General features: G+C 69.9%; 28 protein-coding genes and 2 tRNA genes. 24 read left to right on the top strand and 6 right to left on the bottom strand.

Translation table 11 applies throughout. The features are described 5' to 3' along the window. Together NUV94_03310 and NUV94_03305 are read left to right on the top strand one after the other, a co-directional pair. Positions 1–76: transfer RNA gene (locus tag NUV94_03310), tRNA-Asn, on the top strand. Between the two features lies 1 nt (position 77). Next, positions 78–151 (top strand) — tRNA-Ile (locus tag NUV94_03305). 13 nt (positions 152–164) lie between these two features. Here NUV94_03305 and NUV94_03300 read toward each other — a convergent pair. Next, on the bottom strand, positions 165–917 hold the full coding sequence (locus tag NUV94_03300) for an HAD family hydrolase (GenBank protein MCR4391815.1): 753 nt from the start codon (positions 915–917) through the stop codon (positions 165–167). A 98-nt stretch (positions 918–1,015) separates the two neighbouring features. Between NUV94_03300 and NUV94_03295 the strand changes: the two genes are divergently transcribed. From NUV94_03295 to NUV94_03285, 3 genes are read left to right on the top strand one after another with little or no spacing between them, the layout of a single operon-like run. After that, positions 1,016–2,023 carry a putative glycoside hydrolase gene (locus tag NUV94_03295; GenBank protein MCR4391814.1) on the top strand — a complete coding sequence of 336 codons (1,008 nt, stop codon included), beginning with the start codon at positions 1,016–1,018 and terminating at the stop codon, positions 2,021–2,023. A 53-nt stretch (positions 2,024–2,076) separates the two neighbouring features. Next, complete coding sequence (locus NUV94_03290) at positions 2,077–3,105, top strand: hypothetical protein (GenBank protein ID MCR4391813.1); 1,029 nt, start codon at positions 2,077–2,079, stop codon at positions 3,103–3,105. Between the two features lie 3 nt (positions 3,106–3,108). After that, a complete protein-coding gene (locus NUV94_03285) occupies positions 3,109–3,888 on the top strand; it encodes a DUF429 domain-containing protein (GenBank protein MCR4391812.1) in 780 nt (259 codons plus the stop codon). Here NUV94_03285 and NUV94_03280 read toward each other — a convergent pair. The 4 genes from NUV94_03280 to NUV94_03265 are packed head-to-tail and all read right to left on the bottom strand — an operon-like array spanning position 3,854 to position 6,969. Next, the gene (locus tag NUV94_03280; protein MCR4391811.1) at positions 3,854–5,074 is read right to left on the bottom strand and encodes an adenosylhomocysteinase; all 1,221 of its coding nucleotides are present in this window, start codon (positions 5,072–5,074) and stop codon (positions 3,854–3,856) included. The genes NUV94_03285 and NUV94_03280 overlap by 35 nt on opposite strands. Positions 5,075–5,109: 35 nt before the next feature. Next, positions 5,110–5,922 carry a DMT family transporter gene (locus NUV94_03275; GenBank protein ID MCR4391810.1) on the bottom strand — a complete coding sequence of 271 codons (813 nt, stop codon included), beginning with the start codon at positions 5,920–5,922 and terminating at the stop codon, positions 5,110–5,112. A gap of 32 nt (positions 5,923–5,954) precedes the next feature. Further along, positions 5,955–6,734: a patatin-like phospholipase family protein gene (locus tag NUV94_03270; GenBank protein MCR4391809.1), complete on the bottom strand. Its 780-nt coding sequence runs from the start codon at positions 6,732–6,734 to the stop codon at positions 5,955–5,957. A gap of 55 nt (positions 6,735–6,789) precedes the next feature. Then, positions 6,790–6,969, bottom strand: a complete 180-nt coding sequence (locus tag NUV94_03265; GenBank protein ID MCR4391808.1) for a ferredoxin — start codon at positions 6,967–6,969, stop codon at positions 6,790–6,792. A gap of 176 nt (positions 6,970–7,145) precedes the next feature. Between NUV94_03265 and NUV94_03260 the strand changes: the two genes are divergently transcribed. The 19 genes from NUV94_03260 (at position 7,146) to NUV94_03170 (ending at position 22,974) form a co-directional block, all read left to right on the top strand. Further along, positions 7,146–7,997, top strand: coding sequence for a TRAP transporter TatT component family protein (locus tag NUV94_03260; protein ID MCR4391807.1), 852 nt, complete (start codon positions 7,146–7,148; stop codon positions 7,995–7,997). Positions 7,998–8,139: 142 nt separating this feature from the next. Continuing rightward, positions 8,140–9,378, top strand: a complete 1,239-nt coding sequence (locus NUV94_03255) for a 2,3-bisphosphoglycerate-independent phosphoglycerate mutase (GenBank protein ID MCR4391806.1) — start codon at positions 8,140–8,142, stop codon at positions 9,376–9,378. Between the two features lie 10 nt (positions 9,379–9,388). Then, positions 9,389–9,784 carry a DRTGG domain-containing protein gene (locus tag NUV94_03250; GenBank protein MCR4391805.1) on the top strand — a complete coding sequence of 132 codons (396 nt, stop codon included), beginning with the start codon at positions 9,389–9,391 and terminating at the stop codon, positions 9,782–9,784. Between the two features lie 13 nt (positions 9,785–9,797). Next, positions 9,798–10,232: an anti-sigma regulatory factor gene (locus tag NUV94_03245; protein ID MCR4391804.1), complete on the top strand. Its 435-nt coding sequence runs from the start codon at positions 9,798–9,800 to the stop codon at positions 10,230–10,232. Continuing rightward, positions 10,195–10,527 carry a DRTGG domain-containing protein gene (locus NUV94_03240; GenBank protein ID MCR4391803.1) on the top strand — a complete coding sequence of 111 codons (333 nt, stop codon included), beginning with the start codon at positions 10,195–10,197 and terminating at the stop codon, positions 10,525–10,527. The genes NUV94_03245 and NUV94_03240 overlap by 38 nt, the downstream gene beginning before the upstream one ends. Next, positions 10,524–11,282, top strand: a complete 759-nt coding sequence (locus NUV94_03235; protein MCR4391802.1) for a PHP domain-containing protein — start codon at positions 10,524–10,526, stop codon at positions 11,280–11,282. Before NUV94_03240 ends, NUV94_03235 begins: the two co-directional genes overlap by 4 nt. Before the next feature lie 2 nt (positions 11,283–11,284). Then, positions 11,285–11,752 (top strand): NADH-quinone oxidoreductase subunit NuoE, encoded by a 468-nt coding sequence (gene nuoE / locus NUV94_03230; GenBank protein MCR4391801.1) that lies wholly within the window; start codon positions 11,285–11,287, stop codon positions 11,750–11,752. Beyond that, positions 11,749–12,300, top strand: a complete 552-nt coding sequence (locus NUV94_03225) for an ATP-binding protein (protein MCR4391800.1) — start codon at positions 11,749–11,751, stop codon at positions 12,298–12,300. Before nuoE ends, NUV94_03225 begins: the two co-directional genes overlap by 4 nt. Next, a complete protein-coding gene (locus NUV94_03220; GenBank protein MCR4391799.1) occupies positions 12,297–12,665 on the top strand; it encodes a (2Fe-2S) ferredoxin domain-containing protein in 369 nt (122 codons plus the stop codon). Before NUV94_03225 ends, NUV94_03220 begins: the two co-directional genes overlap by 4 nt. Further along, positions 12,662–13,369 carry a bidirectional hydrogenase complex protein HoxU gene (gene hoxU, locus NUV94_03215; protein MCR4391798.1) on the top strand — a complete coding sequence of 236 codons (708 nt, stop codon included), beginning with the start codon at positions 12,662–12,664 and terminating at the stop codon, positions 13,367–13,369. The genes NUV94_03220 and hoxU overlap by 4 nt, the downstream gene beginning before the upstream one ends. Beyond that, positions 13,356–13,883 (top strand): NADP oxidoreductase, encoded by a 528-nt coding sequence (locus NUV94_03210; GenBank protein ID MCR4391797.1) that lies wholly within the window; start codon positions 13,356–13,358, stop codon positions 13,881–13,883. Before hoxU ends, NUV94_03210 begins: the two co-directional genes overlap by 14 nt. Positions 13,884–13,894: 11 nt before the next feature. Beyond that, complete coding sequence (locus NUV94_03205; protein MCR4391796.1) at positions 13,895–15,319, top strand: Ni/Fe hydrogenase subunit alpha; 1,425 nt, start codon at positions 13,895–13,897, stop codon at positions 15,317–15,319. Next, entirely contained in the window at positions 15,316–15,744 is a 429-nt protein-coding gene (locus NUV94_03200; GenBank protein MCR4391795.1) for a hydrogenase maturation protease, read from the top strand. The genes NUV94_03205 and NUV94_03200 overlap by 4 nt, the downstream gene beginning before the upstream one ends. Further along, complete coding sequence (locus tag NUV94_03195) at positions 15,741–17,531, top strand: 4Fe-4S binding protein (protein ID MCR4391794.1); 1,791 nt, start codon at positions 15,741–15,743, stop codon at positions 17,529–17,531. The genes NUV94_03200 and NUV94_03195 overlap by 4 nt, the downstream gene beginning before the upstream one ends. A 2-nt stretch (positions 17,532–17,533) precedes the next feature. Further along, positions 17,534–17,992, top strand: a complete 459-nt coding sequence (locus NUV94_03190) for an NAD(P)H-dependent oxidoreductase subunit E (GenBank protein ID MCR4391793.1) — start codon at positions 17,534–17,536, stop codon at positions 17,990–17,992. After that, on the top strand, positions 17,989–19,611 hold the full coding sequence (gene nuoF, locus NUV94_03185; GenBank protein MCR4391792.1) for an NADH-quinone oxidoreductase subunit NuoF: 1,623 nt from the start codon (positions 17,989–17,991) through the stop codon (positions 19,609–19,611). The genes NUV94_03190 and nuoF overlap by 4 nt, the downstream gene beginning before the upstream one ends. Further along, positions 19,608–20,936: an MBL fold metallo-hydrolase gene (locus NUV94_03180; protein MCR4391791.1), complete on the top strand. Its 1,329-nt coding sequence runs from the start codon at positions 19,608–19,610 to the stop codon at positions 20,934–20,936. Before nuoF ends, NUV94_03180 begins: the two co-directional genes overlap by 4 nt. Continuing rightward, positions 20,933–21,865 carry a ribokinase gene (locus NUV94_03175; GenBank protein ID MCR4391790.1) on the top strand — a complete coding sequence of 311 codons (933 nt, stop codon included), beginning with the start codon at positions 20,933–20,935 and terminating at the stop codon, positions 21,863–21,865. The genes NUV94_03180 and NUV94_03175 overlap by 4 nt, the downstream gene beginning before the upstream one ends. A 209-nt stretch (positions 21,866–22,074) precedes the next feature. Beyond that, positions 22,075–22,974, top strand: a complete 900-nt coding sequence (locus tag NUV94_03170; protein MCR4391789.1) for an asparagine synthetase A — start codon at positions 22,075–22,077, stop codon at positions 22,972–22,974. 31 nt (positions 22,975–23,005) lie between these two features. Here the strand turns inward: NUV94_03170 and NUV94_03165 are convergent, their stop codons facing one another. Further along, positions 23,006–25,381, bottom strand: a complete 2,376-nt coding sequence (locus NUV94_03165; protein ID MCR4391788.1) for a diguanylate cyclase — start codon at positions 25,379–25,381, stop codon at positions 23,006–23,008. Positions 25,382–25,445: the final 64 nt, after the last annotated feature.

The raw sequence follows: 25,445 nt of genomic DNA, 5'->3' as shown, positions 1-25,445 counted from the left end.
TCCCCGGTAGCTCAGTTGGCAGAGCAGCCGGCTGTTAACCGGCGGGCCGGAGGTTCGAGTCCTCCCCGGGGAGCCACGGGTCCGTAGCTCAGGTGGTTAGAGCGCACGCCTGATAAGCGTGAGGTCCCTGGTTCGACTCCAGGCGGGCCCATTTTTGTGTGGTTTCATCCGAGGTTCAGCGCGGTGAGATCGGGGACGACGAGCTCCGCTACCGGCGCGAGCTCCTCGGGCTGGCCCAATCCGGTGAGCACGCCGACCGTCAGGCGACAACCCGCTTCTCGGCCGGCCAGAAGGTCGCTTACCGTGTCCCCCACCATCACCCCCTGCTCGGGGAGGATCCCCAGCGCCCGGCACGCCGCCAACACCGGCTCCGGCGCCGGCTTCCGCGCTGCGCACACATCCACGCCGATCACGGCGTCCACGAGGTCTGTCCAACCCAACGCCGCCAGGTGCCGCCGGGCGGCCGCAGCGGTGTCGTGGGTCACCACCGCCGTGCGGCCCCCGTATCGACGGATGGCGCGCAAGACGGCGTCCGCCCCCGGGGTCGGCCGGATGTACCGCTCGAACGGGAACTCCTCGTCCACCTCGCGGAACACCCGCTCAACAAGGGCGCGAACCTCCTCCAGGCCCCCACCGCACGCTTCGCTCAGGTAGTGAGCGGTGGCGGCCTCGGCATCACACCGGGGGAGGGGGATGATCCCTTGGCCGGTCACCCCCGGGCGCGCCGGATCCAGACCCATGAACCGCAGCAAGGCCTCTGTCTCAGGGCCGGTCAGGTCCAGCCGCACCGCCAGCCTCCGTGCCCGTTCCCGCATCACCCCGAGCCAGTGATCGAACGCGAGGAGGGTCCCGTCCTTGTCGAACAGGAACCCAGACCCGGAAAAACGACGTCCGGCCGCGAAAAACCGCACGGACATGGACCCATGTTACCTCACCTCATGGTAGGGACAAGGTCCCCGGCCTTAGGGAACCGGGTCACCCCGCGCCCATCCCCGGGCGGGTATCCTCCGCGTCCATGAGGCACCGGCTCCCGTTTCGAACGTTGATCGTCGTCGCCGGGTTGCTCGGGGTCTGCTTTCCAGGACAGTCACCCATGAGCTCCTCCCCGGCGGCGCCCCCGCCTCCGGCCACGGTCCACGGCCACCGCGGGGTGTACCTCACCGCCTACGCTGCCGCCCGGCCGGGGTTCCTCGAGGGCACGCTCGACCACCTGGCGCGGTTCGGCCTGGACGCGGTGGTGATCGACGTCAAGAACAACCAGGGCGAGGTGTGCTACCCCTCCCAGGTCGACCTGGCCCACCGCATCGGCGCAGTGAAGCCTCTGCTGGACCTCACCGCAGTGGTGTGGGCGGTGCACGCCCGGGGCATGTACGCCATCGCCCGACAGGTCGTGTTCTACGATCCCCTCCTTGCCCGTCACCTCGGCTCATCCACCGCCCCGTGGGTGTTGCCCACGGTGGAGGCGGCGGTGGAGTACAACCTGGCGATCGCCGGGGAGGTGGAGCGGGCGGGGTTCGATGAGCTCCAGTTGGACTACATCCGGTTCCCGGACGATGGCCCCATCGGGCCGGACTACTCCGCCCGGTGCGCGGCGGTGGAGGCGTTCTTGGTCCAGGCAAAGGACCGCTTGTCGCTGCCCATCTCCGTGGACGTGTACGGCCGGGTGATGTGGCCGTGGAACGCCCGCCGCATCGACCCCATCGGCCAACACCTGGAGGGGATGGCCAGGCTCGTGGACGTGGTGTCGCCGATGCTCTACCCATCCCATTTTGTTGAGCAAGAGCTCAAGAACGACCCCTACGGCACCGTGCGGCGAACCATGGAACACGGGCTGGCCCGGGTGGACACCCCGCTGCGCCCGTTCCTGCAGGCGTTCGCCATGGCCATCCCGCCCGGGATGACCCTGGCCGAGTACATCGTGGCCCAGGTCCGGGCAGCGGAGGAGACAGGGGCGGACGGTTATCTCTTCTGGAATCCCCGCTCCGACTACTCCGCTCTCTGGGAGGCGTTGGGCCGGCGGTAGCCGGATTTGTCCACCCCATTCCCCCGGCCTAAAATGAGGTCAAGGGGGGCGAGGTGCGAAGCGGGGTGTTGGCGACGGTTGCTGTTCTGTTGGCCTTGCCAGCCTTTGGGGGTGAGCTCTTCCCCGAGTCCTTCACCTGCACCGGTGAGGTCTCCGCCGGATTGTGCTGGCTGTCCGATATCCGCCTGTACGCCATGGCCACCTGGCGTTTCACTGGCGTTTCCGGCGGGAACTGGATCTTGGTCCTGGAGGGCGTGGCGGACGATCCCTGCGCCGACTGCGAGGTCGGACGGGACCTGTACGTCCGGGTCTACTATTCCGAGGGGACGCCACCCTGGCAATTGCGGGATGTCCTTTTGCGCAACGTGGATCTCATGGCTGGGCCCAATGGGTACAGGGTGCGGGCGGAGCTTTCCCTTCGCCTCGGCGGCCCGGAGCTCTGGGTGATGGCGAAAAGGGTGGTCCTGTGCGATCCCCGGGTGGGGTTCACCTGGACCTCCGCGTACCTCGTCGCCCCCGCGGTGGAGGTCCCGTCCCCACCCGCTCTTCCCCTCCCTCCTCCTCCCCCGACGCCTCCACCCCCGGCGTGTCCGGTGGGGCCGGCCTTCTCCTGCTTGCCCGGGGAGCTTGTGCCGGAATGCCTCCCGCCCGGCTTGGATCTCAGGGGGGTTGAGCGCGCGCCCCTTCCCGAAACCTATGGCCCTGGGGATGCCACTGTCCTCGAACTTGGCCACTACGCGGGCCGACTCGGCGAGGGCGATTATCAGGATTGGTACCGGGTGGAGGTCCCCCTCGACGAGGCCCGCCTGATCTACGTGGATTCTGGGGACCTCGTGGTGGACGTGTGCCTCGTCCACGACCCCTGCGGGACGGATCTCGCCGTGTGCCTTGGGGTCCAGGGGGTCACGGTGCTCTCCGCCCCTTGTTACCGGGGCCTCCGGTGCGTGAAGCTTCCCAACGGCGAGGAAGAGTGTTTCCTCGGGGACGCCTGTCGCCTCTTCATCCGGATCGTGTGCCGTTCCGGAACCGGGGAGTACAAGCTCTCGCTGTTGACGGCCACTCCCGATCTGTCTTCCCGTTAGGGGATGAGGTTCGTGGGGGTGGACCTGGCGTGGTCCTACCGCAACCCCAGCGCCGCCGTGGCCCTGGCCTGGCAGGAGGGGATTGCCTCTCCCTTGGCCTGGGAGCCAGCCCTCGAAAGCGACGACCAGCTCCTCGCGTTCATCGGGCGCGTCGCCGAGGATGGACCGGCGCTGGTGGCGGTGGACGCGCCGCTCGTGGTGCCCAACGAGACCGGGGCTCGGCCATGCGATCTCGCGGTATCGCGGGCGTACCGCCGGCAACAAGCCGGTGCTCACCCCGCGAACCGTCGGCGCCTCGGCCCCCGCGTGCGCGGGGAGGAGCTCGTCGCCCGCCTGGGCGGGCTGGGCTTCGTCCATTCCCCGGTCGTCCGGCCTCAGGCCCCGGTGCGTCAGGTGGTGGAGGTGTATCCCCATCCGGCGACGGTGGAGCTGTTTTCCCTTCCCAGGACCCTCAAGTACAAGGCCCGCCGGGATCGTCCGTATCCCCTGCGCTGGCGAGAGCTCGAGCGGTACCGGACCCTCCTTCGGTCCCTCGCCGGCCGCGAACCCCCCATGGAGGCCGGCCTGTTCCTCGCCGAGCTCGATCCGGTGGGACGGCGGGGTCGATCTCTGAAGCGGTGCGAGGATCTCTTGGACGCCCTCTTCTGCGCGTACCTCGCCCTCCACATCTGGTACTGGGGGGAGGCCGGTTACCGTCGCTTCGGGGACCTCGCCACGGGGTACATCCTGGTTCCAGTGCGGCCGGAGCTCACCGACCGAGGTACTCCCGCTGGGCTGGGGTGAGCTCGTCGATGCGCGCCCCGCGGCTCGTGAGGAACAGGCGCGCCACCTCCTCGTCCACCTCCGCGGGCACGGGATACACCTGAGGCGCAAGGTCCTTTCCCCGTTGGGCCAGCCACCGCAGGGAGAGGAGCTGGAGGGCGAACGAGAGGTCCATGATCTCCGCGGGGTGGCCGTCCCCGGCCACGAGGTTCACCAGCCGCCCGGCGGCGAGGAGGTACACCCGCTTTCCGTTGGGAAGCCGGAACTCCTCCACGTGCTCCCTCACCCTCCTCCCCTCCGCCCGCTCCCGGAGCGCCCGCACGTCGATCTCCACGTCGAAGTGGCCGGCGTTGGCGAGGAAGAGCCCGTCCTTGGCGGTCTGGACGTCGTCCCAGGTCACCACGTCCCGACACCCGGTGGCGGTGATCAAGAAGTCGGCGTGGGCGATGGCCTCCCGCAACGGGGCCACGGAGAACCCGTCCATCAACGCCTCCGCTGCCCGTACCGGATCCACCTCGGCCACCACCACCTCCGCGCCCAGCCCCCGTGCCCGGAGGGCGATCCCCCGCCCGCACCAGCCGTACCCGGCCACCACGGCCACCTTCCCAGCCACGAGGAGGTTGGTGGTCCGCATGATCGCGTCCCAAACCGACTGTCCGGTCCCGTAGCGGTTGTCGAAGAGCTGCTTCATCTGGGCGTCGTTCACCGCCACCGCCGGGAACCGCAAGCGCCCTTCCTTGGCGAGCTTGCGCAGGCGGACGACCCCGGTCGTGGTCTCCTCGCACACCCCGATCACCGCGTCCCCGAGGTGCCGCTCCTCCTCATGGAGGAGGAAGGACAGGTCGCCGCCGTCGTCCAGCACGAGGTGGGGGCGGATGGCCAGCACCTGCCGCAGGAACCGGTGGTAGTCCTCCTCGGTGGCCTCGCCTCGGGCGTACACCGGGAGTTCCTCGGCCAGGGCGGCGGCCACGTCGTCCTTGGCCGAGAGGGGGTTGGAGCTGGTCACGGCCAGGTCCCCCCCGAGCGCCTTCAAGGCCAAGGCCAGCCGGGCCGTCTTCGCCTCGAGGTGGATGCTCATGGCGATCCTGAGCCCAGAGAACGGGCGCTCCGCGGCTAGCCGTTCCTCCAGCGCCCCCACCACCGGCATGTGTGCCCGCACCCAGGCGATCCGCTCCTTCCCCTGCGCCACCAGATCTTGTCTCGTCATCGCGGCCATGGGATGGTACCGGTATATCCCGTCCCTCACAACCGCACCGCGCGTAAGGCGCGGAAGGTGCCGAGGAGGACCAGGGCGATGCCCACCCCCTGAACCGGTCCAGGCCCCTCCCCGAACACGAGGTACGCCCACAGGGTAGCCCCGACCGGCTCGCCCAGGATGGCTACCGCCACCGCCGCCGCCGGCAGCCGCCGCAGGGCCCAGTTCAGGCTGGTGTGGCCGAGGAGCTGGGGACCCAGGGCGAGGAGGACGATCCACCCCCACTCGCCCCCCGAGGGGAGGAAGGCGCTGCTGGCCGCGCTGGCGCCGAGGAGGAGCACCGCCGCCGCGCCGTAACCCATGGCCACGTAGGGAAGAAGGGTTCCGTGCAGGCGCGCCCGCCGGCCCACGAGGAGGTACGCGGACGCGGCCACCGCCCCGAGCAGGGCGAGGAGGTTCCCGAGCAGGGCCTCCCGCCCCAGGGCGAGGTCCCCCCACCCGATGAGAACGCCCCCGGCCACGGACAGGACGATCCCCTGCCACAGGCCTGGCGACGGCCGCTCCCCAAGGACCAGGGAAAGAAGCCCCACGAAGATGGGGTTGGTGGTGACCAAGGCCACCGAGCTGGCCACCGTGGTGAGGCGGAGGGACGCGATCCACAGGACGAAGTGCACGGCGAGGAACGCCCCGGCCAGGATCGCCAATCGGATCCCACGGGGGGTGAGCTGGCCCCGGCGCGGCCAGGCCCAGGGAACGAGGACGAGGGCGGCGAGGGCCATCCGCCACGCGGCCACGGTCACCGCCGGGGCGGAGGTGAGTCGGATGAGGATCGCCGCCCAGGACAGGCAGACGACGCCCATCCCGAGGACGAGACCGCGCGGAAGGCGCGCGTTCACGCCACGAGGTCGCGGATCCGGGGGAGGACGGCCTGGGCTGCCCGGTACCCCGCCTGCGCCCCCTCCCCGGCCGAGAGGTAGTTCGGAGCCCGGTCCCCGAACTCCGGGCGGAGGAGGACATCCGGGGGCAGGACCGCCACCTCCAGGTCGGCGATCCGCTTCTGGAAAATGGTGGCCATCTGGAACAGGACGGCGAACACCGTCACCCTCCCCAGGCCCTTCTCCTCCGGCGGCACGAGCACGTCCACGGCCACCACGACCTCCGCCCCCAGGTCGCGGACGACGTCCACCGGGAGGGGGTGGACGACGCCGCCGTCAATGTACGTCCGCCCCTCCAGCTCCACGGGGACGAACAGGCCGGGCACGGAGAGCGAGGCCCGGATGCCCTCCACGAGGTCGCCCCTCCGCAGGGCCACCGGCCGCCCGGTGCGCAGGTCGGTGACCACGGGCGCAAACGGGATGGGGAGGTCCTCGATCCGGCGCTCCCCCACGACCCCCCGCAGCGCCCGCCGCAGCTCCTCCCCGGAGCTCCACCCCCGCCAGGGGAAGGTGGGGAGGATGAACCGGGCGGCCTGGGTGAACCCCATCTCTTGCCAGAAGCGGGCGATCTTCGGGAGGGGTATCCCGGCGGCGAACAGCCCCCCCACGTAGGCGCCCACGCTCGTCCCGGCGATGGCGGAGATGGGAAGCCCCGCGTCCACCAGGGCCTGGATCACCCCGACATGGGCGATGCCCCGCGGGCCACCCGCGCTCAGCGCCAGGCCCAACCGTTTCATCGGCGAAAGCGATGGGGCGGGCCCGAGGAGGGGAAGCCCGCCCCTTCACGCGCCCCTAGCGGCTGATGGCCCCGACCGGGCACTGGTCGATGGCCTCGTCCACGCACGGGAGCGACTGATCCGCCCCCTCGATCATGTGAGAGTAGCCGTCGTCGCCGATCTCGAACACGTCGGGGCAAACCTGAGCACAAAGCCCGCACCCGGTGCACAAGTCCTGGTCGACCTTTATGGCCATGGCACCTCCTTAGCAGGGGGAACTATAGCATGGTCCCCGGACAGGGTCCACAGCGCGCGTGGCCTTGTCGAGGCCGTTGCCGCGCCAAGGCATTGGCCCCCGAAAGAAGGCCCACTTGCCGGCCATGGCCCCGCCGCTATAGTAGAGGCATTCTCTTCGTGTGGAGGTGATGGACGGTGCGTACGTTCGGCACCGTGTGTTTGGCGTTGTTCGTGGGCCTGTCGGCCCCGGTCTGGGCTCAGCCCGTGGCGGAGCTCGTGGCCCAGGCGGATGCCCTGTTCCAGGAGGTGTGGCTCACCCAGTATACGCTGCTGGCGGCCGCGGGGCTCAAGACCAAGCTTGAGACGGCGATCGACCTCTACAAGCGGGCGCTCGCCCAGGACGCAGGGAACATCCACGTCCTCAACATGCTCGCCCGTTCCTGCTACACCCTCGCCGACGTGTTCCTCACCAAGGACAGCGACAAGCAGGCCGCACACGCGATCGGGCAGGAGTACGGGGAGCAATCCCTGAAGCTGAAGGCCGATCCCCAGTGCGTACGGGACTGGAAAGGAGACGGGTTCATGGCCGCGGTACGCGCCTCTACGGACATCGAGGCCCTGTACTGGACCTACGCCAACTGGGCGCGCAAGGTCGAGCTCGGCGGATGGGGGGAGCTCATCGCCGCCGCCCTCCGTGGCGACGACAAGAAGCTGATGGCCCTCATGGAGCGGTGTCTGGAGCTCGACCGGGCGTACCTCTCCGGCGGGCCCCTGCGCGCCCTCGGCGGCTACTGGGCCAAGCACCCTTTCAGCAAGGACTACGACAAGACCAAAGCCCTGCTGGAGGAGGCCGTCGCCCACTACCCCGACTACCTGGAGAACCAGATCTTCTACGTCCAGTACTACCTGATCCCCAAACAACAGTGGGCCAAGGCCCGGGAGGAGCTGCAAAAGGTGATCGATGCCCTGGTCGGGGCGTTCCCCCTGTACAACGGGCTCGCCAAGGTGAAGGCGGTGGATCTCCTCGGCCAAGTCCAAGGGAAGTGATGGGCACCTGCACCGCTTAGAAAGTTCAGTGCCCACGGCGTAGCCCCCCTCCAGGACCTCGGCATCGGGGTGCGTTTGGAGCGGGGCTCCTGTTGACCCCAAGCGACGAGGCCGGTAGCCTTGCCTCGCGAGGAGGTCGGGGATGAAGGCAATTCTGATCATCGCGGACGGGCTGGGCGGCCGGCCCACCGACTGCGGGGGGGCGACGTGCCTGGAGCGCGCGGCCACTCCAAATCTGGACGAGCTGGCCGCCCGTGGGGCACTGGGGCTCATGGACCCCATCGCCCCCGGGGTGCGGCCGGGCTCGGACACGGCCCACCTTTCCATCTTCGGATATGACCCGCATCAGGCCTATACCGGCCGCGGGGCGTTCGAGGCCCTGGGGATCGGGATGGACGTCCGGCCAGGGGACGTGTGCTTCCGCGCCAACTTCGCCACCGTGGAGGAGACGAAGGACGGCCTGGTCGTGCGAGACCGGCGGGCCGGGCGGCTCTCCGAGGGGGCGGAGCTGGCGAAGGCCTTAAGCTCCGTCCGCCTCGACGACCTCGGGGTAGAGGCGTTCTTCCAGGCGTCCACCGAACACCGGGGGGCGCTGGTCCTGCGCGGGAAGGGCCTTTCGGCCGCGGTCTCGGACACCGACCCCCATGCAGTGGGAGCCCCGGTGGCCGAGGCCCACGCCCAAACCGATGACCCGGCCGCCCGCCGGACAGCGGAGGCCCTGAACGCGTTCAGCCACCGCGCCCATGCCGTGCTCCGGGACCACCCGGTGAACCGGCGCCGGCTGAGCCAAGGCCAGCCCCCGGCCAACGTCCTCCTCCTGCGGGGGGCGGCGGTGATGCCCCACCTTGTGCCGATCACCGAGGGGTACGGGATCCGCGGGGTCTGCATCGCCGGGGGGGCCCTGTACAAGGGGGTGGCCCGGGCGGCTGGCCTGGAGGTGCTGAGCGTCCCCGGGGCGACCGGCGACCTCAGGACCGACCTCCGGGCCAAGGCCCGCGCCGCCGCCCAGGCCCTGGCCCAGGTCGAGTTCGTGTTCGTGCACATCAAGGGCACCGACAACGCCGCCCACGACGGGGACGCCGAAGCGAAGCGGGAATTCATCGAACGCATCGACCGCGAGTTCTTCGGGGAACTGCTGGACGGCGTTTCTCTTTCCGAGACGCACACCTGTTTCTCCGGGGACCACACCACCCCTCCGCAGGTTCGGGAGCACACCGCCGACCCGGTGCCCGTGCTGTTCGTGGGACCGGCGATCCGTCCGGACCGGACCCGATCGTTCGGGGAGCGGGCGGCCGGGGAGGGGGGCCTGGGACGGTTCTCCGGGTGGCTGGTGCCCCAACTCCTTGGCTACTGCGATCTCGGCCCCAAGTTCGGGGCGTGAGGAGGAGCCCGTGAAGCTGCAAGCGTTGGCCGAACTCGTCGGGGCGCGGTTCCTGACAGGGGCCGACCAGGGGGAGCGCGAGGTCACCCGGGCGTTCGCCGCCGATCTCCTGTCGGACGTGTTGGCCATGGTCCGCGAGGAGGGGGTGCTCCTCATCACCGGCACGGTGACCCCGCAGGTGGTGCGGGTGGCGGAGGTCATGAACATGGGGGCGATCCTGTTCGTGCGGGGGAAGCTGCCCACTCCGGCCACGGTGGAGTACGCCGCCGGTGCCGGCGTCCCCCTCCTGGTCACGGAGAAGATCATGTACGAGACCTGCGGGATCCTCTACCAGCATGGGATCCTCCCGGCGAAGCGCAAGGGCCTGCCCATGGACCATGTCCCCCCCAATCCCGCCCATCCATAAGCGGATCTTCCTCGTGGCCGCGGGGGACCTGGAGGGGGCGGGGTCCGTGTCCACCGCAGTCCGCCGGACGCTCCGGGAGCTGGGGGTGGAGCCGGACGTGGTCAACCGGGCCGGCATCGTGTGCTTCGAGGGGGAGATGAACATGGTCCTGTTCTCCCAGGGGGGGCGAATCATCCTCATCGTGCGCGAGGATCGGGTGGAGCTCCTGTTCTCCGACCGGGGCCCAGGGATCGCCGACATCGACCTCGCTCGGCAACCCGGGTACTCCACCGCCCCGGATTGGGCCCGCGAGCTGGGTTTTGGCTCCGGGCTGGGCATCCCCAACATGGAGCAGAACTCCGACCGGTTCGAGATCCACTCCCGGGTCGGGGAGGGCACGGTCATCCGATCCACCATTCTAAGGGGGGCACATGACGGTACAGGCGATCGCGGAGAAGCTCGGGCTTGAGGCGTTGGCGGCTGCCGACCTCGCCCGGGAGGTGCGCGGCGGGTACTGCTCGGACCTCCTGTCCGACGTCCTCGCCCATGCCAAGGCCGGGGACCTGTGGATCACCCACCAGCGGCACCTGAACGTGGTGGCGGTGGCGAAGCTCCGGGAACTGAGCGGGGTCATCTGCGTGCGCGGCCTTGCGCCGGGGCCGGACGTGATCTCCCGCGCGGCAGACGAGAAGATAAATCTGTTCTTGACCTCCGAGGACGCGTTCGAGGTCGCCGGGAGGCTCCATCGGCTCCTCCACCCATGAGGTGGTTCCGGGCTGATCTCCACATCCACTCCGTCCTGTCCCCCTGCGCCTCCCTCGCGATGTCCCCGCGCCGCATCGTGGCCGAGGCCCGCCGGGCCGGACTTGATCTCATCGCCGTCTGCGACCACAATGCCGGCGAGAACGGGCGGTACGTGCGGCGCCTCGCCGGTGGCGCTCCGGCTGTGCTGATGGGCATGGAGATCCAGACCGAGGAAGAAGTCGAGATCCTGGCGTACTTCGCCGACGAGGAGAGCTGTATCCTCCTCCAGGAGGAATTGTACCAGTACCTTCCTGACATCTCCTGTCGGCCTGACCTCTTTGGAGACCAATTGGTGGTGAACGCGGAGGACGAGATCGTGCGCCAGGTCCCCCGCCTTCTCCTCGCCCCGGTGGCGTTGCCCCTCGCCGAGGTGGTGCGCCGGGTGGAGTCGGTGGGCGGCCTGGCCATCCCGGCGCATGTGGACCGCATCCCCGGTGGCCTCCTCGCCGTGCTCGGCCTGTTCCCGGAGGGGGAGTGGCCGTGGGCGGTGGAGATCGCGCCCTGGACCCCCCTCGTCGCCGCGTGGGCCGCCTGGCCTGCCCTCCGCGGGCGCCCGATCTTTCGGGCGTCCGACGCCCACATGCCGGAGGAGATCGGCCGAACCTGGACCGAGCTCCTCCTCGCCGAGCCCTCGCTGGAAGAGCTGCGGGCCGCCCTTCAAAGGGAGGGGGCCCGGGCGGTCCGGCCCGGTCCGGAAGCGAAGGAGGACTGCTGACGGTGGAGATCAAAGCGCGGGTCGTTGAACTGGTGAAGCCGTACGCGAGGAAGCCTTCCGAGCTCATCCAGGCCCTGCATCGGGTGCAGAGCGAGCTCGGGCACATCCCTAAGGCGGCGCAGGCCGCGTTGGCGGAGACGTTGGGCGTTCCCCCCTCCCAGGTGACCGGGGTCGTCTCGTTCTACCACTTCTTCCGCACCGCCCCGGTGGGCCGGCACACGGTGCGCCTGTGTCTGGGGACGGCGTGCCACGTGCGGGGCGCGGAACGCGTCCTCAAGGCCATTCGGGAGGAGCTGGGCGTCGACCTCGGTGGCACCTCGGCCGATGGGCGGTTCACCCTGGAGGGGGTGCGGTGCCTCGGGGCGTGTGGCCTGGCCCCGGTGATGATGGTGGACGGGGAGGTGTACGGGCGGCTTGACCCGAAGCGGGTGAAGCGGATCCTCCGCGAGGTCGGAAAGGATGGGGGATGATCGAGGACCTGGCGATGCACATCGCCGATCTCCTCGCGAACTCGCTCCGGGCCGAGGCCCGGCGCATCGAGGTCGGGCTGCGCCGCCGCGGCGGTGACCTCGTCCTCGAGGTGGCCGACGACGGGGCCGGCATCCCCGAAGGCGAGCTCGGAAAGGTGTGCGACCCGTTTTACACCACCAAGCCCCGGGCCAAGATCGGCCTTGGCCTCCCTCTCCTCGTCCAGACGGCGGAGGAGGTGGGCGGGGAGTGCCGGGTGGAGTCCAGCCCAGGACAGGGGACGCGGGTCGCGGCGCGCCTCCCCTGGGACCACCCTGACCGGCCGCCCCTGGGGGACCTCGTGGGAACCCTCGTGCCGCTGATCGCAGCGAGCCCAGGGGTTGAGTTCCGCGTCGAGCTCAGCGATGATCGGGAGACGTGGCGGCTGTCTACCCGCGAGGTCCGTGAGCGCATCGGGGACGTGCCCTTGACCCACCCCGACGTGCTTTTATTTTTGGAGCGCTCTCTGCGGGAGGGCATGGGCCGCGTGGGGCTGAAGGAGGAGCGATGAAGCTTGAGGACCTACGCAAGATCCGCGAGCGGGCGGAGGCGGAGTTGCGGCTCCGGGGTGGGGCGGCCCGGGTGAAGATCGTGGTCGGGATGGGCACCTCGGGCATCGCCGCTGGGGCCCGCCAGGTGCTACGGGCGATCCTGGACGAGGTCTCCCGCCGCAACCTCCGGGACGTGGTGGTCACCCAGACCGGGGAGAAGGGGTTGAGCGCCCAGGAGCCGATCGTCGAGGTCCATGAGCCGGACAGGATCACGATCTACGGCGAGGTGGACGAGGCCACGGCTCGGCGGATCGTGGTCGAACACGCGGTCAACGGTCGCCCGCTTGAGGACCACGTGGTGGAGATGCGGGAGGTGACGCGGTGATCGCCCTGCGCATCGATGACATACCCGTACAGGCCGAGCCCGGCCAGACCATCCTCGACGCGGCCAAGGCTGCCGGGATCCGCATCCCCACCCTGTGCCACCTTCCGGGCCTCTCCCCGGTAGGGGCATGCCGGCTGTGCCTGGTGGAGATCAGGAACTGGAACGGAAAGCTCGTCCCGGCCTGCGCGACCCCCGTTCAAGAGGGATTGGACGTGGTGGCCAATTCCGACCGCCTGCGGGAGCTCCGGCGCACGATCCTCGAGCTCCTGTTCGCCGAGCGCAACCACATCTGCGCCTTCTGTGTCGCAAACGGGCATTGTGAGCTCCAAGATCTCGCCGCGGAGCTCGGGATGGACCACGTGCGCTTCCCGTACCGGTTCCCGCCCTTGCCCCTGGACGCGAGCCACGCCAAGTTCGGCATCGACCACAACCGGTGCATCCTGTGCGGCCGTTGCGTGCGGGCCTGCTCCGAGGTGGAAGGGGCGATGACGTGGGGGTTCGCCGGGCGGGGCATCTTCACCCTGGTGGCCGCCGACCTCGGCGACCCGTGGGGGGACTCCAAGACGTGCACCGGCTGCGGAAAATGCGTCCAGGCTTGCCCCACCGGGGCGCTGTTTGAGAAGGGGCGGGCCACGGGCGAGCAGGAGAAGCGCCCGGCGATCGTGGCCGCCCTGACGGAAAGGAGGCCGCGTGCCCAAGGTTAGGGTGGCCACGGCGTGGTTCTCCGGCTGTTCCGGGTGCCACATGTCGTTTTTGGACCTGGACGAGCGGCTCTTGGAATTCGCGGGCAAGGCGGAACTCGTCTATTCGCCGATCGTGGACATCAAAGAGTTCCCCGACTCTGTCGACGTGACCCTGATCGAAGGGGCGGTGGGCACGAGCGAACACCTCCATCTCCTTGCGGAGATCCGCAGGAAGACGAGGCTCCTCGTGGCGTTCGGGGACTGCGCGGTCACCGGGAACGTTCCGTCCTTGCGCAACCCGATCCCGCGGGGGGAGGTCCTGCATGCGGTGTACGGGGACGGCAGCATCCCTGGCCTGGAGGAGGGCGAGGTCCCCCAGCTCCTTCCCCAGGCCCTGCCGCTGCATGCGGTGGTCCGGGTGGACCATTTCCTCCCCGGCTGCCCCCCGCCCCCGGACCGGATTTGGAAGTTCCTGCGCCAGCTCCTCGCCGGGAAAGAACCCGAGCTCGCCCCGCAGGACCTCCGTTTCGGGTGAAGGGGGTGACGGTGAAGGAAATCAAGGTACCGGTAACCAGGATCGAGGGCCACGGGCTGATCACCCTCCGCCTCGACCGGGGCGGGAAGGTGGCCGCGGCCAAGTTCCACGTCACCGAGGTCCGGGGGTTCGAACGGTTCTGCCAGGGCCGCACGGTATGGGAGATGCCGGGGGTCACCGCCCGCATCTGCGGGATCTGCCCGGCGTCCCATCTCCTGTGCTCGGCCAAGGCCGGGGACGCCATCCTCGCCGTGCGCCCGCCGCGCCCGGCGGAGGTGCTCCGGCGCCTGATGAACCTGGGCCAGTTCATCCAATCCCACGCCCTGTCGTTCTTCCACCTTTCCTCCCCAGACCTCCTGCTGGGGTGGGACGCCGACCCTACGGCGCGCAACGTGTTTGGCCTGGCCCAGGCCCATCCCCAGCTCGCGCTGGACGGGATCCGCCTGCGCGCGTTCGGGCAAGAGATCATCGCGGCATTGGGGGAGAAGCGCGTCCATCCGGCATGGGCGGTGCCCGGTGGGGTGCGCCAGCCCCTGTCCCCCGAGGCCCGCGACCGGCTGGCGGCCAAGCTCCCCGAGGCCCGGCGCATCGCCCAGGACGCCCTCGCCCTGTACGAGGCGCGCCTCCCCGAGTGGGGTGAAGAGATCGAGACGTTCGGGAACTTTCCCAGCCTGTTCATGGCCCTGGTGGCCGAGGACGGGACATGGGAGCACTATGCGGGGCGGATCCGGTTCGTGGATGCGGACCGCCGAGTCGTCGCCGACGGCCTCGATCCGGCGCGCTACCCCGAGTACATCGGGGAGGCGGTGGAGGGCTGGTCCTACCTCAAGTTCCCGTACTTCCAAGATGCTGGGTATCCGGAAGGGCTGTACCGCGTGGGGCCCTTGAGCCGGCTCAACTGCTGCGATCGCATGGGGACGCCCCTCGCCGATGAGGCCCTCGCCAGATTTCGGGCCCAGGCCGACGGGAAGGCAGTGACCTCGTCGTTCCATTACCACTACGCCCGCCTGATCGAAATCCTCGCCGCGGTGGAGCAGGTGGCGAGGCTCCTTGAGGATCCGGAGGTGCTCTCGCCTCGGGTGCGGGCCGAAGCGGGGATCAACGAGCTCGAGGGGGTGGGGGTGCACGAGGCCCCGCGGGGGACCCTGTTCCACCACTACCGGGTGGACGAGCACGGGGTCATCCAGCAGGTCAACCTGATCGTGTCCACCGGGCACAACAACCTGGCCATGAACCGGACGGTGGCCCAGATCGCCGCGAAGTACCTGACCGGACGCAAGGTGAACGAGGGGCTCCTCAACCGCCTGGAGGGGGGGATCCGTGCCTATGACCCGTGCCTGTCCTGCTCGGTCCACGCCGTGGGGCGGATGCCGCTCAGGGTGGTCCTCTTGGGGCCGACCGGCGAGGTCTTGGACGAAAGGACGCGGGACGCATGATCCTCGTGATTGGGCTCGGCCATCCCCTCCGTCGGGATGACGGGGTCGGGCTGTGGGTGGCCAGCCGCCTCCAGGGGGTCGAGGGGCTGAAGGTGCTGGGGACGCAGGAGCTCGTGCCGGAGCTCATTCCCCAGGTGGCGGTGGCGGACCTCGTGATCTTCGTGGACGCCCGGATCGGGTCCGGCCCAGTGCGCTGGGAACCCGTCCACCCCGGGCACCGGCCCGCGCTCACCCACACCTTCACCCCACCGGGCCTCCTCGCCTGGGCGGAGCATCTGTTCGGCCGGGCCCCGGAGGCGTGGCTGGTCACCGTCCCCGCCCGCGACCTCGCCTTCGGCGAGGGGCTGTCCCCGCGCACGCGCCGGGCGGCGGAGGCGCTTCTGGGGCGGCTGCGGGCCTACCTCGGCCGGGAGGAGGGGGCGTGAGACGCCTTGAAGTCCTGATTTGCTCGGGCACCGCTTGCCAATCCTCGGGAAGCCTCCACGTGAAGCAGGCCCTGCTCCAGGCCCTGGCCGATCACGACCTGGCGAGCGAGGTCCAGCTGGTGGAGACGGGATGCATGGGGCCGTGCGAGCTGGGGCCGGTGCTCCTCGTGTACCCGGAGGGCACCTTCTACGTCCGGGTCCGTCCCGAGGACGCCGCGGAGATCGTGGTCGAGCACTTCCTGAAAGGACGGCCGGTCCGGCGGCTCCTGTGGACGGAAGGGGCTCCTCCCCCCCGGGAGATCCCGTTCTTCGCCCGCCAGAAGAAGCTGGTGCTCGTCAACTCCGGGGTCATCGACCCGGAGAAGATCGAGGAGTACATCGCCGTCGGCGGCTACGAGGCCCTCGGCCGGGCCCTGACCCAGATGACGCCGGAGCAAGTCATCGCCGAGGTCAAGCGGTCCGGGCTGCGCGGCCGGGGCGGAGCCGGGTTCCCCACCGGGGCCAAATGGGAGGCGGTGCGCCTGGCCCTGGGGACCCCGAAGTACGTGATCTGCAACGCCGACGAGGGCGATCCAGGGGCGTTCATGGACCGGGCCGTGCTCGAAGGGGATCCCCACAGCGTCCTCGAGGGGATGGCCATCGCCGCCTACGCGGTGGGGGCCAACCACGGTTACATCTACGTGCGCGCCGAGTACCCGCTGGCCGTGAGGCGCCTTGAGGTGGCGATCGCCCAGGCCCGGAGGCTGGGCGTCCTCGGGGAGCGCATCTTCGACACCGACTTCTCGTTCGACATCGAGCTCCGGATGGGGGCGGGCGCGTTCGTGTGCGGCGAGGAGACGGCGCTCATCGCGTCCATCGAGGGCCGTCGCGGTGAGCCCCGGCCGCGCCCGCCGTACCCGGCCACGTCCGGCCTGTGGGGCAAACCCACGTTGATCAACAACGTCGAAACCTACGCGAACGTCCGCCACATCATCTTGGGCGGGGCCGAACGGTTCGCGGCCATCGGCACCGCCGGGAGCAAGGGGACCAAGGTGTTCGCCCTCGCCGGCAAGGTGAAGAACACCGGCCTCGTCGAGGTGCCCATGGGCGTCACCCTGCGGGAGCTGATCTTCGACATCGGCGGCGGGGTCCCCGAGGGACGAGCGTTCAAGGCGGTCCAGATCGGGGGGCCGTCCGGCGGGTGCCTTCCCGCATCCCTCCTCGATGTGCCGGTGGACTACGACTCGCTCAGGGAGCACGGGGCGATCATGGGCTCCGGGGGCCTGATCGTCCTCGACGATGCGGCGTGCATGGTGAACGTGGCCAAGTTCTTCTTGGAGTTCACCGCCGATGAGGCCTGCGGGAAATGCATCCCATGCCGGGTGGGGACGCGGATGATGCTCAAGATCCTGGAGCGGATCGTGCGCGGAGAGGGAACGGAGCGGGACCTTGAGGAGCTCCAAAAGCTTGGGGAGTTCATGAAAAGCGCCTCCCTTTGTGGGCTAGGCCAGACCGCGCCTAACCCGGTCCTTTCTACCTTGCGCTACTTCCGGGAGGAGTACCTCGCCCACATCCACGAGCGGGCCTGTCCGGCCGGGGTTTGCCCGGATCTTGTCCACTACGGCATCGTTCCCGATCTCTGCCGGGCCTGCGACGCCTGCCGGCGGGCCTGTCCCACCGGGGCTGCCCAAGGAACCCCGCGCCAGTCGCCGTACCGGATCGTGGATTCTCTGTGCATCCGATGCGGGGCGTGCTTGGAGGTCTGCCCGTTTGGGGCGGTGGAGAAGCGGCCCGGTCAAAGGGGGTGACGGTGGACAAGGAAACGATCATCGGCCGGTATCCGCGGTCTCGGGACTGCCTCCTTTCCATCCTCCACGACCTCCAGGAGGCGAACCCCGAGAACTACCTGACCGAGGGCGACCTGGCGTTGGCCGCGGCCCATGTGGGGCTGCCGCTCGCGGCGGTCCACGATGCGGTGACGTTCTACTCCATGTTCAGTCTCCGTCCCCGTGGCCGCCACATCATCCGCCTGTGCGCGTCCCCGAACTGCCACCTCGCCGGGGCGTGGTCGGCCCTCGCGGAGCTGCGGACGCTCCTCGGGGTGGACGTGGGCGGGACCACGCCCGACGGCCTATTCACCCTCGAGCTCACGAGCTGCCTCGGGGTGTGTGGGGTGGCTCCGGTGATGATGGTGGACGATGAGGTGGTAGGGAACCTCACCCCGGACAAGGTCCGCCAGACGATCGCGCGGTATCGGGGGGTGGGATGAAGATCGCCAGGGCCCACGTGCTCGTTGGTGTGGACGACGAGGCGCGCCTCGCCGGTGTGGACGAGGTGCTGGCTGTCCTGCGGGGGGCGATCGCCGAGCTCGGCCTTGAGGGCGAGGTCCAGGTGGTGGAGACCGGGACCCTCGGCGTCTCCGGCCGCGGGGTGGCGATGGCCGTGTACCCGGATGGGGTGTACTACGCCGGGGTGACCCCGGCCGACGCCCGGACCATCGCCGAGGAGCACCTTTGGAAAGGGCGGCCGGTCGAGCGGCTGCGCCTGCCCACCGCGGCCCCGGTGGCCCGGCCGGCGGAGGTGCTGGGGCGCCAGGTGCGGGTGGTGCTCGCCAACTGTGGGATCATCGATCCGGAGGAGATCGAGGAGTACATCGCCGTCGGCGGCTACGAGGCCTTGGGCCGGGCCCTGACCCAGATGACGCCGGAGCAGGTCATCGACGAGGTCAAGCGGGCCGGGCTGCGCGGCCGGGGCGGGGCCGGGTTCCCCACCGGGGTCAAGTGGTCGGCGGTGCGCCTGGCCCCGGGCCCGGAGAAGTACGTGATCTGCAACGCCGACGAGGGCGAGCCAGGCACGTTCAAGGACCGGCTGATCCTGGAGGGCGATCCGCACAAGCTCATCGAGGCGATGGCCATCGCCGCCTACGCGGTGGGCGCCCGGACGGGCATCGTCTACGTGCGCGGGGAGTACAAGCTCTCCATCGCCCGGATCAGCCGGGCCATCGCCCAGGCCCGGGAGTACGGGCTCCTCGGCCCGCGGATCCTCGACACCGCCTTCTCGTTCGACGTCGAGGTCCGGCCGGGGGCCGGGGCGTATGTGTGCGGGGAGGAGACGGCCCTCATCGAGTCCCTGGAGGGCGAGCGTGGCTGGCCCCGGATCCGCCCGCCCTACCCGGTGACCCACGGCTTGTGGGGAAAGCCGACGGTGGTGAACAACGTGGAGACGCTCGCCAACGTCCCCGAGATCCTCCGGCGGGGGGCGGCGTGGTACCGGACGCTCGGCACCCCCACCTGCCCGGGGACGAAGGTGTACACGATCCTGGGGCACGTGCGGTTCCCCGGCCTCGTGGAGGTCCCGATGGGGACCCCGCTGCGGACGCTCATCTACGAGCTCGGCGGTGGGCTCCCCGAGGGGCGGGAGCTCAAGGGGTTGCTCATTGGCGGGGCGGCGGGGGCGTTTCTCCCCCCGGAGGCCCTGGATGTGCGCATGGATTTCGACTCGCTCGCGGAGCGGGCGGCGGTCCTGGGATCGGGGGCGATCCTGGTCATGGACGAGACGACGTGCATGGTGGACATGCTCGGGAGCGTCCTCCGGTTCTTCCGCCACGAATCATGCGGTCAGTGCGTCCCCTGCCGGACGGGGACGGACGCGCTGGTGCGGCTGATGGGGGCCCTCCAAGCCGGGGAGGGAGACGAACGGATCCTGTCGCAGATGGTGGAGATCGTGGACGCGATGCGGCTCGCTTCCCTGTGCCCCCTGGGCCAGTCGGTGGCCCTTCCCGTGCGCACCGCAATGGATGGATTCCGGGATGAGTTCCTCGCCCATGCCCGGGGAAGCCCATGCCCGCGGTGCCGGGCCAGCGCCCATCCCTGTGAGGGGGCACCATGAAGCTCACCTTTGCCGGGGCAGCGGGCACGGTCACGGGGTCCTGCTTCCATCTTGAGGCGGGCGGGACCCGGCTTTTGGTGGACTGCGGGATGTTCCAGGGGCTGCCGGAGCTTGAGGCCCGGAACCTCGCGCCGTTCCCGTTCGATCCGGCCAAGGTGGACTGGCTCCTCCTCACCCACGGCCACCTCGACCACCTGGGGCTGATCCCCCGTCTCGTCCGGGAGGGGTTCCGCGGCCGCGGCGTGTGCACCGTGCCTACCCGGGACATCGCCCACGTCATGCTCATGGACGCCGCGAGGATCCAGGAGGAGGAAGGGGAGGCCGCCCTGTACACGGCCGCCGACGCCCTGGCCGCCCTGGGCCGGTTCGTGGTCCAGATGGAGTACGGGGAGGAACTGGAACTTGGGGCGGGGATCACGGTCCGGTTCCACGACGCCGGCCACATCCTGGGAGCGGCGTTCGTGGAGGTGCGGGCCGAGGGCAAGACGGTCGTGTTCTCCGGCGACCTCGGCAATCGGGGCAAGCCCCTGGTCACCGACCCCGCCTATCCGCCCAAGGCCGACGTGGTGGTGCTCGAGTCCACCTACGGCGATCGCCACCACCCGCCCTTTGAGGAGTCGGTGGAGGAGCTCCGGCGGACGATCGTGGACACCCTGGCCGCCGGGGGCAACGTGGTCATCCCCTCGTTCGCCCTGGAGCGGACCCAGGAAGTGCTGTACATCCTGTTCCATCTGTGGCGGGAGCGGAAGATCCCGGAGTGCCGCATCTACCTGGACTCCCCCCTCGCCACCCATGCCACCCGCATCTTCGAGCGGTACACGGAGCGCTTCCCCAGCCCGGCGCGGAAGCTGTTCCGCAAAAAGCGCGACCCGTTCGACTTCGAGCTCCTCGAGTACACGCTCACCAAGCAAGCCTCCAAGCGCATCTCCGAGGAGCAAGGGGCGATCATCATCGCCGGCTCGGGGATGTGCACCGGCGGACGGGTCCTCTACCACCTGCGGGACAACCTCCCCCGGCCGGAGTCGGCAATCGTGTTCGTCGGGTTCCAAGCGATGGGGACGCTGGGGAGGGAGATCGTGGACGGGGCGTCGAGGGTGGAGGTGTTGGGGTCGGTGGTGCCGGTGCGGGCGTCCATCTGGCGGATCGAGGGCCTGTCCGCCCACGCGGATCAGCCGATCCTGGTGGACTGGGCGCTGCACGCCGATCCGGGGCAGGTGTTCCTGGTGCACGGGGAGGAGCCGGCGCTGGCGGCGTTGGCGGAGCGCCTGTCCGCCCACGGCTACGCGGCCCGCATCCCGGCGTGGCATGAGGCGGTCGTCCTATGAAGATCGCGGTCCTGGGCAGCCTGAACATGGATCTGGTGGTGGAGGTGGACCATCTCCCCCGGTCGGGAGAGACGGTGCTCGGCCGCGGCCTGGCCCGCTACCCCGGGGGCAAAGGGAACATCCAGGCCATCGCCGCCGCGCGCCTTGGGGCGGAGGTGCACCTGTTCGGGCGGGTGGGGAAGGATGCGTTCGGGGACGAGCTCCTGGCCGTGGCCCGGGATGCCGGGGTGGCCGTGTCGGCGGTGGAACAGGTGGACGGGGAGACCACGGGCATGTCCATGATCATGGTCGGCCCGACCGGCCAGAACATGGTCGCCTATGTCCCGGGGGCCAACGGCCGCGTGTCCGAGGCGTACGTGGCGGGTGTCCTCCCGCGCCTCGCGGAGGCCGACGCGATCCTGGTCCAGCTGGAGATCCCTCTCTCTGCGGTGGCCGCCCTGCTCCACGGACTCCCCCCCGAGCGGCCGCGGGTGATCTTAGACCCGGCCCCGGCCCAAGACCTGACCGCGCTCCCCCTGCGCCGGGTGGACTTCTTGACGCCCAACCGGGAGGAGTTCGCCGTCCTGACCGGTTGGTCGGCGAGCGGGGTGACCGAGGCCGGGCGGGCCGGCCAAGCCCTGCTCGACCTGGGCGTACGGCATTTGGTGGTCACCGCCGACGCGGACGGGGCGTTCCTCGTGGAGCGGGGCGGGGCGACCCGGTTCCCCGCTTACCCGGTGGAAGTGGTGGACGCCACCGGGGCCGGGGACGCGTTCAACGCGGCGCTGGCGGTGAAGCTGGCCGCCGGCCGGGGGCCGTACGAGGCGATCGGGTTCGCCAACGCCGTGGCCGCCCTCGCCGTGACCCGGCGGGGCGCTGTCCCGGCCCTCCCCACCCTGGCCGAGGTCCAGGCGTTCCTGAGCCGCCGTCGATCCCCCGCCCTCGGTTGACAGGCGGGTCGGGACCCCGTATAGTCGCGGCCATGGCCGGGGTGATCGCGATGAGCACCGCGGTACGGAAGGTCCTTTCCCCCTTGGGGCCCGCCAACGCCCCGGCCGGGGCGTAACTCCATTCCTTAATCCAGCGCGGTTCGGACTCAGGCTGAACGGTTGATCCCACGGCTACGCCGTGGCGTCTGGCGTTTGCCCAAGGGGGCGCCATGAACGATGTACGGCAAGTTGCGGTTCTCACGATCACGAGCGAGGTGTTGTCGGCAGCCCGGACGTTCTTGGCCCGGGAGGGGTTTCTGGAGCTCCTGCCGGTGATCCTGGCCCCGGTGACCGATCCCCTCCACCACGCCACCGAGCGGGCGGTGGTGGCCGCCTACGGCCAGGAGTGGCACCTGACCCGGAGCATGATCTTCCACAAACAGGCCGCGATACGGGCCTGGGACAAGATCTTCTGCTTCTCGCCCAACGTGCGGCTGGAGCCGCCGGAGCGGGCGGGGACCGGCCGGCACCTGTTCGAGTTCGTCCAGCTCGACCTCGAGGAGCGCGGGGCCGATCGGGATGCGGTGATCGCCCTCGGGGAAAGGCTCCTCGTCCATGTGGTGGACCAGGTGCGCGACCGGTGCCGGCCGGCGCTGGCGGCCCTCGGCCGCGAGCTCCCCACGCTCCGGCCCCCATTCCCCCGCGTGACTTGGCGGGAAGCGGCGGCCCGCTACGGCTCCGACTTCGAGGAACGGATGAGCGTGGAGAGCGAGGGGCCGGTGTGGGTGGTGGACTTCCCGGGGGAGGCCCGGGAGTTCTACGACCGGGAGGACCCGGCCCGGCCGGGGATTCTTCTGGACATGGACCTCCTCTACCCCGATGGGTTCGGGGAGGCCCTGTCCGGTGGAGAACGGGAGCACGAGGCGGATCGGATCCGCCGGCGGATCCTGGCCCAAGGGCTGGACCCGGCGGCCTACGCGCCGCTCCTCGCCCTGGCCGAGGAGGGGCTTCCGCCCTCGGCGGGCTTTGGGATCGGCGTCGAGCGGCTGGTGCGGTTCCTGGGGGGCCTCTCCCACGTGGGGGAGGTGCGGCTGTTCCCACGGGTACCCGGGGTGCACGCCGTGCTGTGATGGGCACCGGGGGCCGGCTGACGCCGGCCCCCTATCCCGGATGGCCGAGGCGGTACCCCTTGTCCAGGTACATCCGGTGGTCGGCCTCCTCCAGCACGTCCTCCACCCGCCGGCCGTCCTCGGGCCGCCACACGCTCATCCCCACCGAGATCCCGATCTCGAAGTCAAAGCCGCTTGATTGGCTCCACTCCCGGACGGCCTCCCGCAGCCGGGACACCACCTCCTCCGCCCGGCTGCCGGTCTCCGGCATGAGCACCATGAACTCATCCCCACCATAGCGGAACACCATGTCCGCCGAGCGCACGTTCTTCACGAGGAGGTCGGAAATCTCGCGCAGGACCTCGTCTCCCCTCTTGTGGCCGAACCGGTTGTTCACGGTGCGGAAGTGGTCAAGGTCCAGCATGAGGAGGGTCAGCGGATGGCCGTAGCGTCGGGATCGCTCCAGCTCTCGCTCGATGACTTCGGTGAGGTACCGGCGGTTGTAGAGGCCGGTGAGCGGATCGTGGATGGCGATCTGCTTGAGCTCCTCCCGCGTACGCAGGACGTCGATGGCCACCGCCAGCAGGGACGCCACCGTACTCAGGAACTCCTGATCCTCGATGCGGAACCGATTCCTCACCGTGCTCTCGATGTTCAGGACCCCGATGAGCTCGGAGCCAAGCTGGATGGGGACGGCCAGCTCCGAACGGACGTCCGGGTGGCCCATCACGTAGCGGGGGTCGTGGGCCACGTCGTTGATCAGGGCCGGCTCCCGGTGCTCGACCACCCACCCGATGATCCCCTGATCCAGGGGGAACCGGTGGCCTACGTCGAACCGGCGGCCGGGGAGGGAGCTGTCCGCGGCGGCGACCAGAAGGCCATCCCCGTCCGCGAGGAGCACCACGCCGTACTCATAACGGAGCTCCCGCTTCAGGATGTCCAGAACCCCCTGCACCAGCTCGTTCAAGGTCGGGTAGCGTGTGAGTTCCTGGGCGATCCGGAACGCCCCGCGCAGCCATTCCTTATGACGACGGAGTTCCTCTAACTCCGCCGCCCGCTCCACCGCCACCGCCGCGAGGTCCGCGAACACCTCCAGCGGCTCCAGCATCCCCAGGGTCGGGGCGCGGGGGGTGGTGGGGTCGTCCACGGAGATGTGGCCGATGATCCCGCGCTTCCCTCGCAAGGGGATGAGCAGGAAATCGTCGGGGTGCCAACCGTCCTGGCTGGCCCGGCCGGGGATGCCCAGGGTGGGCTCCCACGGCACCTCATCGTGGGGGATGTAGTAGGAACAACTGATCCGGAACCGCTCGTGGAATGCGGCCTGGCGGTGCTGCGGGGAGAGCCCCCCTTGGGCGAGGAGCTCCCGCTCCTCGGCCGGGGTCAGGCCGGCGGAGTACACCTGGACCACCGGCCCAGCGAGCGGGGGCTCGGCGGTGAGGTCGTACAACGACACCGCCGCCCGCTGGAACGGAGAGTGATCCACGATCGCCTGGGCGACCCGGCGCAGGATGTGGCCCACGTCCCCCGCCGCCAAGATCTCCCCGGCCACCTCGAGGAGGCTCTTGCGCAGCCGCTCCGCCTCCGCCTCCCAGGTGATGTCGTGGAGGATGCCCTGAACGGCCGGCTGGCCCCCGTACGCGATGCGCTGGGCGAAGACCTCCACGTGAGCGGTGCTTCCGTCCTTGCGCAGCCCGCGGAACCGGTACGAGGGCAGAGCCGTGTCACCGCGCAACCGCCGGGCCAGGTTCTCGCGGACCCGCTCCCGATCCTCGGGGTGCACGAGTTCCAGAGGGTCCCGACCGAGGAGCTCCTCCTTGGCGTACCCGGACATCCGGCAGAACCCCGCGTTTACGTAGGCGAGACGCCCGTCCTGGATCACGTAGATCCCCACGAGCTCGTTCTCCACGAGGAGCTTGTGCCGTTCGAGGAGCTCCATCGCCTCGCGGTGGGCCTCGGCCTGGCCCAGCGCCAGCCCGAGCTGGGCCGCAGCCGCCTCGAGGAGCACAAGCTCCTTCGGGGCGAGCTTGCGCCCGGACCGATGCCCCATCGCCAGCACCCCAAGCGGCGACCCCTTGGCGATGAGGGGGAAATACACGGCGTGCTTGATCCCCTCTCTGATGGCGTGGGGCGAGGTGGAATCGTCGGTGGCGATGGGGGTCCCGGTGCGGACCACCTGGCCAAGGATGGGGTGGTCCTTGGGGTGGCGCGCCGCGGCCCGGGCGAACCCGGGGGAAAGCCCGCGCTGGGCGACCAGGACGAACTCCTCCCCCTGGAGGAGGTACACCGCGCCGAGGTCAAGCCCGAGGGCGGGAAGGAGCTCCGCCAGGGCCTCCCCGACGAGCTCCGCGGGCTCTAGAGCACGGGTCAACACCCGACCGACAGCGGCTAGGGTGGCCAATTCTTCGTTCCCGTTCGCGTTCTCTGGCATCTCCCTCTCCATCCCCTATCGTCAAGTCGGATGCGGTGATTGTCATGAAATCGTCCTCGCCTTG

The organism is Candidatus Acetothermia bacterium, assembly GCA_024653305.1.
Taxonomy (GTDB): Bacteria; Bipolaricaulota; Bipolaricaulia; order Bipolaricaulales; family Bipolaricaulaceae; genus JACIWI01.
The sequence above is the reverse complement of the archived record's forward strand: the minus strand, read 5'-3'. Positions and strand labels throughout refer to the sequence as shown.